Source organism: Kribbella sp., assembly GCF_035655035.1.
Lineage (GTDB): Bacteria > Actinomycetota > Actinomycetes > Propionibacteriales > Kribbellaceae > Kribbella.
Genome location: NZ_DASRVN010000055.1, coordinates 1 through 10,394 on the forward strand (window position 1 = coordinate 1; position 10,394 = coordinate 10,394).

The 10,394-nt window shown below is 67.2% G+C and carries 11 protein-coding genes; 7 read left to right on the top strand and 4 right to left on the bottom strand.

Features of this window, described 5'->3' with window-relative positions; genetic code table 11:
* Both VFF46_RS03580 and VFF46_RS03585 read right to left on the bottom strand, forming a co-directional pair.
* A partial coding sequence (locus tag VFF46_RS03580; RefSeq protein ID WP_325035555.1) for a DHA2 family efflux MFS transporter permease subunit occupies positions 1-1,325 on the bottom strand: 1,325 nt, incomplete at its 3' end.
* Between the two features lie 60 nt (positions 1,326-1,385).
* Positions 1,386-2,009 (bottom strand): DUF624 domain-containing protein, encoded by a 624-nt coding sequence (locus VFF46_RS03585; protein ID WP_325035556.1) that lies wholly within the window; start codon positions 2,007-2,009, stop codon positions 1,386-1,388.
* A gap of 76 nt (positions 2,010-2,085) precedes the next feature.
* Here VFF46_RS03585 and VFF46_RS03590 point away from each other — a divergent pair, with 76 nt between their 5' ends.
* From VFF46_RS03590 to VFF46_RS03615, 6 genes are all read left to right on the top strand, one after another.
* The gene (locus tag VFF46_RS03590; RefSeq protein ID WP_325035557.1) at positions 2,086-3,153 is read left to right on the top strand and encodes a substrate-binding domain-containing protein; all 1,068 of its coding nucleotides are present in this window, start codon (positions 2,086-2,088) and stop codon (positions 3,151-3,153) included.
* Positions 3,154-3,189: 36 nt separating this feature from the next.
* Positions 3,190-3,603: a hypothetical protein gene (locus VFF46_RS03595; RefSeq protein ID WP_325035558.1), complete on the top strand. Its 414-nt coding sequence runs from the start codon at positions 3,190-3,192 to the stop codon at positions 3,601-3,603.
* A complete protein-coding gene (locus tag VFF46_RS03600) occupies positions 3,600-4,670 on the top strand; it encodes a hypothetical protein (protein ID WP_325035559.1) in 1,071 nt (356 codons plus the stop codon). Before VFF46_RS03595 ends, VFF46_RS03600 begins: the two co-directional genes overlap by 4 nt.
* A 163-nt stretch (positions 4,671-4,833) precedes the next feature.
* Positions 4,834-6,108: an extracellular solute-binding protein gene (locus VFF46_RS03605; protein WP_325035560.1), complete on the top strand. Its 1,275-nt coding sequence runs from the start codon at positions 4,834-4,836 to the stop codon at positions 6,106-6,108.
* Positions 6,105-7,043 (top strand): sugar ABC transporter permease, encoded by a 939-nt coding sequence (locus VFF46_RS03610; RefSeq protein ID WP_325035561.1) that lies wholly within the window; start codon positions 6,105-6,107, stop codon positions 7,041-7,043. The genes VFF46_RS03605 and VFF46_RS03610 overlap by 4 nt, the downstream gene beginning before the upstream one ends.
* Positions 7,036-7,938, top strand: coding sequence for a carbohydrate ABC transporter permease (locus tag VFF46_RS03615; protein ID WP_325035562.1), 903 nt, complete (start codon positions 7,036-7,038; stop codon positions 7,936-7,938). The genes VFF46_RS03610 and VFF46_RS03615 overlap by 8 nt, the downstream gene beginning before the upstream one ends.
* 226 nt (positions 7,939-8,164) lie before the next feature.
* On the opposite strand, the gene VFF46_RS03620 is transcribed toward VFF46_RS03615, so the two are convergent.
* On the bottom strand, positions 8,165-8,701 hold the full coding sequence (locus tag VFF46_RS03620; protein ID WP_325035563.1) for a TetR/AcrR family transcriptional regulator: 537 nt from the start codon (positions 8,699-8,701) through the stop codon (positions 8,165-8,167).
* A 194-nt stretch (positions 8,702-8,895) separates the two neighbouring features.
* Between VFF46_RS03620 and VFF46_RS03625 the strand changes: the two genes are divergently transcribed.
* The gene (locus VFF46_RS03625; RefSeq protein ID WP_325035565.1) at positions 8,896-9,663 is read left to right on the top strand and encodes a nitroreductase/quinone reductase family protein; all 768 of its coding nucleotides are present in this window, start codon (positions 8,896-8,898) and stop codon (positions 9,661-9,663) included.
* On the opposite strand, the gene VFF46_RS03630 is transcribed toward VFF46_RS03625, so the two are convergent.
* Positions 9,658-10,394 (bottom strand): class I SAM-dependent methyltransferase (locus VFF46_RS03630; protein WP_325035564.1); only part of this gene is annotated, 737 nt, incomplete at its 5' end. The genes VFF46_RS03625 and VFF46_RS03630 overlap by 6 nt on opposite strands.

Consider the following 10,394-nt stretch of genomic DNA (forward strand, 5'->3'; position numbering starts at 1 on the left):
GGGGACTTGGTGCTTGCGGCGGTGTGGGTGGCGGAGAGGGTTGCGAGGATCGCCAGGCCGAGGGCGGCGCCAACCTCGCCCATGGTGCCGATCAGGCCGGAGGCCAGTCCGGCGTCCTCGGGCTTGACGTCGGACATCGACAGGCCCATCAGCGCCGGGAAGCAGATGCCGCCGCCCAGGCCGAGCAGGACCAGGACCGGGAGTACGTGGACGAAGTAGTTGCCACCGACCGGCGCCTGCGTGAACAGGGCCAGCCCGACGACGATCAGTGACAGCCCTGCGATCAGCGGGCGGCGCGGGCCGAAGCGCATGACCAGCTTCTCGGAGTACTTCACCGACAGCAGCCCCATCACCACGGTGGTCGGCAGGAACGCCAGGCCGATCTCCAGGGCGTCGTACCCGAGCACACGCTGCAGGTAGAGCGATCCGAGGAAGAAGATGCCGAACATCCCGGAGCTGGACAGCGCCTGGACCAGGTTGGCGCCGGTCAGCGTACGGGAGCGGAAGATGCGCAGGGGGACCAGCGGGTTCGCCGCAGTCGCCTCACGGACGATGAACCCGGCCAGCAGCGCCAGCGTCACAGCAGCCAGTACCAGCGTCCGCGGAGCGGTCCAGCCCAGCTCGGCCGCCGGCTTCACGATGGTGAACACGCCGACCATCAGCGCCCCCGTGATCAGCACAGCACCCGGTACGTCGGTACCGCGTCCCAGCCCGAGGCCCTTGTCGTTCTCGATGAGCTTGACGGCCAGGGCGGTCGTCAGTACGCCGATCGGGAGGTTCACGAAGAAGATCCAGTGCCAGCTGATCGCCTGCGTCAGTACACCGCCGGCCAGCAGACCGATGGACCCACCGGCGGACGCGACGAACGCGTACATGCCGATCGCCTTCGCCTGCTCGCGCGGCTCGGGGAACAGCGTCACGATCATGCCCAGGATCACTGCGGACGTCAGCGCGCCGCCGACACCCTGGATGAAGCGTGCGATGACAAGAACCTCCTGTGAGCGGGCCAGGCCACACAGCACTGAGGCGATGGTGAAAACGACCAGTCCGGTCGTAAAGATGTTCCGCCGGCCCAGAAGGTCACCCAGGCGGCCAGCCAGCAGCAGGAGCCCGCCGAACGCGATCAGGTACGCGTTGACCACCCACGCGAGTGAGGAGCTCGTGAAGCCCAGGTCGTCCTGGATGGCCGGCAGGGCCACGTTCACCACGGTCACGTCGAGCACGATCATCAACATGCCCGCGCAGAGTGTGTAGAGGGCCAGCCAGCGCGAGCGGCCGCCCTGCGCGGCCGGCGTCGTCGCCAGGGTCTCGGTCGTCGCGTACATTCCGGTTCTCCTTGCAGTTCGTCGTAGTGGCCTTACACCTCTACGTCGAACTGGGAGGGCTCAGATTGACACGTCTTCAGAAGTTTTTTGCGGCCGCCGCCGTGGTCGTGAGAGCCAGTACGCCGTGAGCGCCGGGACCAGACCGCTCCCTACAGCGAGCAGTGTCGGCACCTGCGACGCCAGGAAGAACCAGGTGAGCACTATGACGACCCCGCCCGCCACAGGCAGCGGGCGGCGCAGCAGGAACAGGTTGGCGGACCGGAACAGCGTCTTCATCGTGGCCGTGGCAGGTGCTTCCGGGAGGATCGCCAGACCGCTCAGGTAGAGCCCAAGGATCATGCCCGTGAGCGGGATCAGGATGGCCAGCGCGATGATCCGCACCGGCCCCGCGGCGTACGCCCAGAAAGTGATGCCGAACGCGAGGAGCAGTCCACCGGTCCACAAACCGAACCCGGCCAGCCAGTGCCGCTTCAGCATCAGCCGGAATTCCGCGAAGAACCGCCGCAGCAGCTTCGGACGGTCCTGGCTGATCGCGTCCGGGAGCACCCGCTGCATCGCGAACGCGGCCGGGAAGAGGGTCAGGATGCCCACGCTGAGCACCAGGAACACCAGTTGCAGCATCAGCAGGTCGCCGACCACCGACAGCTTCGTCAGCACGGTCGTCGTCCGGTTGGCCTTCTGCACCGATCGTCTCCTCGTTCCGTCCGGGCGGGTCCTGATCGTATGATCACGAACAATCACTGATAGATCAGGGGGCTGCATGCTTGCACAGGAGCGCCACGAGCTGATCCTGCGCAGCCTGCGGCGGCACGGACGGCTCCGGGTCGCCGAGCTGGCCGGCGAGCTGGGCGTCTCCGCGATCACAGTACGCCGGGACCTGGCCGAACTGGACTCCGCCGGCCTGCTCCGCCGCGTGCACGGCGGCGCGATCGGGACCTCCACGGCCGACCAGGCGACCCCCGGGAACCGGCTCACGATCGGCATCGTGGTACCGAGCGCGACGTCGTACTACTCCGACGTGATCCGCGGCGCGGAGGCGATCGCCGACCGGTACGGCGCGCGCCTGGTGCTCGGCGTCTCCGGGTACGACGTGAGCACCGAGCGGGAGCGGCTGGACAAGGTGCTCGGCATCGGGATCGCGGGTCTGCTGATCAGTACGGCCCTCGGCGATGGGGACGCGGATCGGATGGACTCCCGGCTGGACGACATCGACGTACCGGTGGTGCTGCTGGAGCGGGCCTTCGGGTTCCCGCAGTTGCGCCGCGAATACGACCACGTCCGGACCGACCACGCGTACGGCGCGATGCTCGCGCTGCGCCACTTCGTCGCGCTCGGCCACCGCCGGATCGCGATCAACCTGCAGGCCACGGTCACGGCGTACTGGCTCCGCCTCGGCATCGAGGCCGCCGCGAAAGCCCTCGGCGTCGAGGTGTTCCTCTCGCCAGTCGACCTCCCCGCCCGCGGCGACGACCCCGGAGCGGTCACCCAACTGGACGCCTTCCTGGCCGAATGCGAGTCCTTCGGCAGCCGAGCCGTCCTGGTCCACTCCGACGAACACGGCGCCAGACTGGTGGAACGCGCCATGGACCTCGGCCTCCGCGTCCCCGAGGACCTGGCCGTCATCGCCTACAACGACGTCACCGCTTCCCTCGCCGTCGTCCCCCTCACCGCCGTCTGCCCACCCCGCCGCGCCCTCGGCGAAACCGCCTGCGACCTCCTCCTCCGCAAACTCCGATCCCCCGACACCCCCACCCAGCACCTCAGCCTCCTCCCCACCCTCAACACCCGAACCTCCTGCGGCGCCGCACGACAACCGCTGCGCCGGTAAATTCAGAGGACTGCACCAGAACCGGGGAGAAGCCAGATGAAGTACGCGGAGTTCGAGGCCGAGTACAAGCGGGTCTACGAGGACATCCTCAACGGCCGCGGAGACCGCGACTTGAGTGCGGACGTCACGCGGCTCTCGGCGCTGGCTGCTCAGATCGACGACGAGGACGAACGTGAAGACGCGTATCTCGAGGTTTCGATCATCGAGTCCGCCGCGGCGCGCGGCCCTGCTGAGCCGCAGTCGGAGATCGTCATGCAGGCGCGCGAGGCGTACTCCGAAGCCGTCCGTGACGACGGCACCGACGCTGAACGCCTCGCCCGTGCGGAACACGGTATGCAGGAGCTCGAGCGGATCGCAGGTGGCGGCGATCCGGACGAACGACGTGCGATCGGCTCCCTCGAGCACACGCTGATGATGCTGATCGGTGCTTTGCGTAACGAAGCGCGATGAAAGTCACGACGTTCCGGGAGTTGATGCGCGAGCAGGCGAACGCTGCCGTGCAGGTCTCGGGCGCGCATCACTCGTCCTGGAACGGACGCTTCGGCGCACCGATCGCCCGCGAGTCGGATCTGGGCGGTACGGCGAACTGGGACAGCTCGATCTCCTACAACCCGCGTCACGTGGACGAGCGCCTTCAGCAGATGTTCCACAACAACCGGGTACACAATCAGGACCGCTCTGAGCTGGTCGGATACCGCGACGCGATGCGGGTGGTGCTGCACGAGAACGTGCACATGCTGTCGTCCGAAGGCCGGGACCATTCGCAGTCGCAGGCAGCCTTCGCGACAGGTCCGGGCGTTCGCCCGCTCGAGGAGGGCATGACCGAGCTCTACTCGCACCAGGCACTGAACGACTACATCGACGAACTGGGAGTCGACCAGGTCGCGCCGGGGATCAAGAACGTCAAGAGTGCTCAGGTCTACAAGGAGTACACACCGGCGGCCGAGGGTTTCGCCGAGACGGTCGGGCAGAAGTCCGGTCTGCAGCGCGAAGAGCTGATCGAGCGGCTGGCCGTCGTCCCTGCCGATCAGAAGTTCACGGTGGCCGCAGCGGCGATGTATGACAACAGCCGCCTGCCCGGGATGATCCCGGAAGACCAGCGGGAGCAGGCCATCGGGCAGATCGCGAAAGCGATGGGCTCGGAGTTCGGCCGGGTGGAGCGGCTGCCCAAGAGCGCGGACGCCGACACGCGGCGCGCGGTCGGTCGCCAAGCTGCCGTCGAGGGATCGAAGGTGATGACCCAGCTGAAGCAGCAGTGGCGGATGCCGGCGCCCGGGCAGCAGATGCAGCGTGGGGTGGCGACCGAACAGCAGCAAGCCGCCCAACCGGACCATGAGGCACAGGGGCCGGCGAGTCCGGCGGGGCTTCCGCCGGATATTGCGGCGGCGGCTCGTGTCGGGCTTTCCGGACCACCACTAGCGTCCGCCAGCCGTCTGCGTGCGGATCGGCAAGGCGCCCGAGGGACCGGCTCGACCAGCCCAGGTGTCCAGCGACAGGGACCTGAGACCCAGCGCTGATTGGCTCAGCGGTGGAACTCTGATCGGGCCGGTTCCGATCTTGATCGAATGTGATCATTCGAGCGATGAGGTATTGACGAGGAAAGCCCTTTCCCATACTTTCGCTGCACTTGGAAGGGGTCAGGCGCCCCGGCTGAAGAACAGTCAGCGAAGGAGTTGCCCTGTGAGACGTGGAGTGGGACTGACGCTGCTGGCCGCTGCGCTCAGCGTCGTGGTCAGTAGTTGTGGCAACGGGGTGATCGACAAGAGTACGGACGGGGTGCCTCCGGCCGAGGCGACCGGGACGCTGCGGGTGCTGATTCCGTCGTTCCCGCCCAGTACCAAGGGGCGCGACGCGTTCCAGAAGGTCGTCGACGACTTCCACAAGACCTACCCGAAGATGAAGGTCGAGCCGGACTTCGCGACGTACAAGAACCTCAACGAGAAGATGTCGACCTCGATCGCGGCCGGCATCCCGTACGACGTGATGGTGACCGGTGTCGGCTGGGTCCAGCCGTTCGCGTCGAAGCGGATCTTCGAGGACCTCGGCAAGTACGGCGTGACGCCCGACTTCATCAAGCAGAAGAGCACTCCGGCGCTGATCCCGGCGGTGACCTACGACGGCAAGCTGTACGCGTACCCGCTGGTCGCCGACGCCCGCGCCGTCGCGCTGCGCAAGAGCGCGTTCATCGAGGCCGGCCTGGATCCGAACAAGCCGCCGACCTCGCTGGCCGAGATCAAGACCGACGCGGAGAAGCTGACCAAGCGGGACAAGAACGGCAACATCACCCGCAGCGGCTTCGACCTCGCGTCCGCGACCGGCTTCCGGCAGTCGTTCACCACCTTCCTGGCGTCGACCGGTACGCCGTTGTACGTCAAGGGCCAGCCGAACTTCGACAACAAGGCAGGCCTCGACACGCTGCTCTGGATCAAGTCGATGATCAACAATGTGCAGCCGTACGGGCAGTCGAACGCGGCGCAGCAGCCGCTGGTACTGACCGGTGAGGCCGCGATGGGCATCGTGAACGGCGGCGTCGACTGTTCCGCGGACGGGATCGGCCAGAAGAACTGCGACGACCTGAAGTTCTTCCGCTTCAACAGCGGCAAGGAGATCGAGTACGTCGGTGGCGACCTGGCCTCGATCGGATCCCGCAGCCGGCACAAGGACGCGGCCTGGTCGTTCATCCAGTCGCTGACGAAGCCGTCGAGCCTGGACACGCTCGCGAAGCTGAACAAGAAGGTCCCCGCCTACAAGGACGCCAGCAACTCGCCGCAGGCGAAGTCGAACCCGCTCAGCCAGTTCGTCGCCGACGGCCTGGTGTACGCGGTCAACGAGAACGAAGTACCGGGCAACTGGCTCGAGATGCGCGGCAACTTCGACATCCAGCTCACCCAGGCGGTCCTCGGTCAGAAGGATCCGGCGAAGGTGCTGCACAACCTGGCAGGACAGTCCCGATGAGTACAACTCTTGAACGTCCCGCGCTCACGTCCACCGGCAAGGCCGCGTCGTCGAAGGGCGACCGGGCCCTGGTCCGCAGCCAGGTCCGCACCGGGTGGGCGCTGATGACCCCGGCGCTGCTGCACTCCGGCATCTTCATCGTGATCCCGGTGATCGCGGTCGTGGTGCTCAGCCTCACCGACTACAGCTTCGGCGACTCGTTCGACTGGGTCGGTTTCACCAACTACACCGACCTGTTCCGGGACCCGAACTTCCTGGCGTCGCTGTGGCACACCGTGCTGTACGCGGTCGTGGTGATCCCGATCTCGATGGCGATCGCGCTCGCGGTGGCGATCGGCCTGAACCAGAAGATCCGCGGGCTCGGCTTCTTCCGGACGGCGTTCTACATCCCGACCGTGACCGCGACGGTCGCCGTGGCGACGATCTGGCTGTGGATCTACAACCCGGGCTCCGGCCTGGCGAACGGATTCCTCAGCCTGTTCGGTTTCGCGCCGAACCGGTGGCTGGCCGACCCGGGGACCGCGCTGCCGTCGCTGATGCTGGTCGGCATCTGGCAGGGCCTCGGCACGAAGATCATCATCTACCTGGCCGCGCTGCAGGGCGTGTCCCGCGACCTGGTCGAGTCCGCGCAGCTGGACGGCGCGGGCCGCTGGCAGCGGTTCGCCAACGTCACCTGGCCGGCCATCGGCCCGGTCCAGTTCTTCGTCCTGATCACGTCGATCGTCGGCACCTTCCAGGTGTTCGACCTGGTGTACGTGATGACGCAGGGCGGCCCGGGTTCGTCGACCCGGGTGCTGGTGATGGACATCTACCAGAACGCGTTCCAGAACCTGAAACTCGGCTACGCGTCCGCGGAGACCGTGATCATGATGATCGTGATCGCGATCTTCATCGCGGCCGGGCGCCGGCTCCAGAAGGCGGATACCAATGACTAGTGTTTCGTTGCCGGCCGTCGGTTCCGCGAAGCCGCCGGCGTTCCGGGCAGGGCGGATCCTGCTGTACGTCGTACTCACCGTCGGCGCGCTGCTGATGATCGTGCCGTTCGTGTGGATGGTGCTGACCGCGTTCAAGAGCAACGGGGAGATCGCGAAGTTCAGCTGGTTGCCGTCCGAGCTGCGCTGGCGGAACTTCGTCGACGCGATGCAGACCGCGCCGTTCCTGCGGTACTTCCGCAACAGCCTGTTCATCGCGGTCGGCGAGACGGTGTTCACGCTGGCGGTCTGTACGACGGCCGGGTACGCGCTGGCCAAGCTCCCGCTGCGCGGCGGCAAGACGTTGCTGAACTACTTCATCGTGCTGCTGATGGTGCCGTTCCAGATCATCCTGGTGCCGTTGTTCCTGATCGTGAAGTCGATCCCGCTGTTCGGCGGCAACGACATCCTCGGCCAGGGCGGCATCGGCTGGCTGAACTCATGGTGGGGCCTGATCATCCCGCTCGGCGCGGCACCGCTGTTCACATTCCTGGCGCGGCAGTTCTACGTGTCACTGCCGGACCAGCTCGCGCAGGCGGCGCGGGTGGACGGGCTCGGCGAGTTCGGGATCTTCTGGCGGATCATGACCCCGCTGGTGAAGCCGGCCCTGATCACGATCGCGGTCTTCCAGATCGAAGCCGCCTGGAACGGCTTCCTCTGGCCGCTGATGATCACCACCACGGACGAGATGCGCCCCCTGCAGCTCGGCCTGGCGATCTTCTCCCAGAACCCAGCCGAAATCCAATGGCCCTACCTCATGGCCGGCACAGCCCTGGCCACCCTCCCGATGATCATCCTGTTCGTATTCGCCCAGAAACGCTTCGTAGAAGGCATGGCGAACGTAGGGATCAAGGGCTGACGAGTCCTCTAACAGGTGCTCACCCCGCCCCGGGTGAGCACCTGCGAGGCCCCCCTCCACTGCGGTGGTCCCGAAGAAACACCGGAGCTTCCCCTCGGCCCCCCGCTGGGTCGCTCACCCGTCATATCGGCGGTTTGTGCGACTCGTTACAGCATTTCTGAGGATTTCCCGCGGACATTTCCGCGGTACGACGTTTCGCACGCAATTGACGACGTTCGGTAGGCAATCAGCGCACGTGGCTGTGGACGACGTACCGCACGACCGGCTCGAGATCCGTCGTACCGAGCAGGTCGAGCGCGTTGGTGGCGCGCAGCGTCGCGATCCCGTGCAGGTTCGTCCACAGGGCGGTCGCGCGGAGCTCGGCGTCGGCCGGATGCAGCCGCGCGAGCAGCTCCACGAACGTCCGGAACAGCGGCAACGAGGTCTCCCGGAGGTTGCCCCCGGCACCGGCGAGCAGGTCGTGCCGGAAGATCAGGTCGAACATCCCGGGGCGCTCGGCGGCGAACTCCAGGTACCGCCGCGCGCTCACCTCCAGCTGCTCCTCGGCCGACCCGTCCCCGCTGGGCTCGAGCCGCGCGGCCAGGTCCTTCAACCCGGTCGCAGCGATCGCGGCGAGCAGCGCGTTGTGCGTCGGGAAGTACCGGCGCGGCGCCCCGTGCGAGACGCCGGTGCGGCGGGCGATCGCGCGCAGCGTGAGACCGGCGAGGCCTTCCTCCTCGAGGAGATCGACCCCGGCCTGGACGAGCCGCTCGGGCAGGGACACGGCGCCATTGTCTCCTGCCGGGACTGGGGTACTATCACCGACGTGACTGCCGGGTCGGCCTCGAGCCATTACCGAGTTGGGTCCCCGGCTGCGTTCTGAGCGCCGCGCGGGCCCCGCCCGCGTTCTCTGATGTCTGCATTTCCTTTCCCGACACCAGAGAGAAGCGAATCCTGAACGATTTCACCGCACAACTCATCGCGGAGTTCAAGGCGAACTCCGGCCGCGTCGGCGGCCCCTTCGAGAACGCCCGGTTGTTGCTCCTGACAACCACCGGCGCGCGCACCGGCGAACCGCGGACCGCGATCCTCGGCTACTACCCGGACGGCAACCGGGTGCTGGTCGTCGGCTCGGCCGGCGGCAGCCCGAAACACCCGTCCTGGTACCACAACCTGGTGGCGAATCCGCAGGTCAGCGTTGACACCGGCTCGTTCGACTATCCGGCCACAGCAGTCGTACTGCGGGGCGCCGAGCGCGACGAGGTCTTCGCCCGGCTGGTCGAGGCGGACGCCGGGTGGGGCGACTACCAGTCCCGCGTGAGCCGTACGATCCCGGTCGTCGCGCTCGTACCGGGCGGACCGCCCGGCGGGCGCACCGGCTCGTTCGCCGAGGCCCTGAAGAACATCCACGCCGCGTTCCGCCGGGAACTGGAGCTGATCCGGCACGAGATCGCGACCTCCGGCACCGCCGGCCTGGGCGCCCAGCTCCGCATCAACTGCCTGACGGTCTGCCAGGGCCTGCACTATCACCACACCGGCGAGTCGACGATGCTGTTCCCCGGCCTCGTGGAGCAGCACCCGCAGCTCAAGGACGTGGTCGCCGTACTGCAACAGGAACACGACCAGATCGCGGTACTGCTCGGCGAGCTCGAACAAGCCGTCACCCTGGACCAGGTGGACCAGCTGATCACCCAGCTCAACACCCATCTGGACCGCGAGGAGGAGGCGCTCCTGCCTTATCTATAACGGTTTCCGGGCCAGCAGTGCGTAGGAGTTGGGGAGCCGGCCGGACCAGGCAGCGGCGTTCGTGCCGTCTTGCGGTCGCCAGAACGGTTCGGCGTACTCCTCGAGGACCTGGAGGTGGAGGCCGGCCGTGCTGATCGCGGTGACGATCTGGCCGAGCGTCCACTGCCACTCCTGCGCACCGTTGCCCGGGAACGTGTCGTTGATGTGGGACTCGGCGAAGTAGCTCCGGTCCGGGCGGATCCGCGCCTCGTCCTCGTCCCAGGTCCACAGTGGTACGGCCGGGTGGCCCTCGTACGCGAACAGGTACCCGCCCGGCCGTAGCACCCGCGCCACGTCACGCGCCCACGCGTCGATGTCCCGCATCCAGATCAGCGCGCCCTTACCGGTGTACACGAGGTCCGCGACCGCGTCCTTCAGCGGTACGCCGGGCACTTCCGCCACGACGTACCGGCAATCGACCCCCACGTCACGCGCCCGGCGCTGGGCTGCTCCGGCCGCTACCGAGCTGAAGTCCACGCCAACAACACCACGCGCCCCGGCCTTCACCAGCCCCACATCGTCGAGCCCATGCCCACTCTGCAGGTGCACCACAAACGGCCCGTCCGCCAGCACATCCGCGAGCAACTCCTGCTCCCGCCGCATCAACAGCCCGTCCCCACGAGCAGCCTCCAACAGCTCGTCGTACTCCCGCACGTGCTTAGTGGATGCCTGCTCCCAGACCGCCCGATTAC

Coding starts and splice junctions, on each gene's coding strand:
- VFF46_RS03590 (WP_325035557.1), top strand. CDS start 2,086: ATGCTTGCACAGGAGCGCCACGAGCTGATCCTGCGCAGCCTGCGGCGG.
- VFF46_RS03595 (WP_325035558.1), top strand. CDS start 3,190: ATGAAGTACGCGGAGTTCGAGGCCGAGTACAAGCGGGTCTACGAGGAC.
- VFF46_RS03600 (WP_325035559.1), top strand. CDS start 3,600: ATGAAAGTCACGACGTTCCGGGAGTTGATGCGCGAGCAGGCGAACGCT.
- VFF46_RS03610 (WP_325035561.1), top strand. CDS start 6,105: ATGAGTACAACTCTTGAACGTCCCGCGCTCACGTCCACCGGCAAGGCC.
- VFF46_RS03615 (WP_325035562.1), top strand. CDS start 7,036: ATGACTAGTGTTTCGTTGCCGGCCGTCGGTTCCGCGAAGCCGCCGGCG.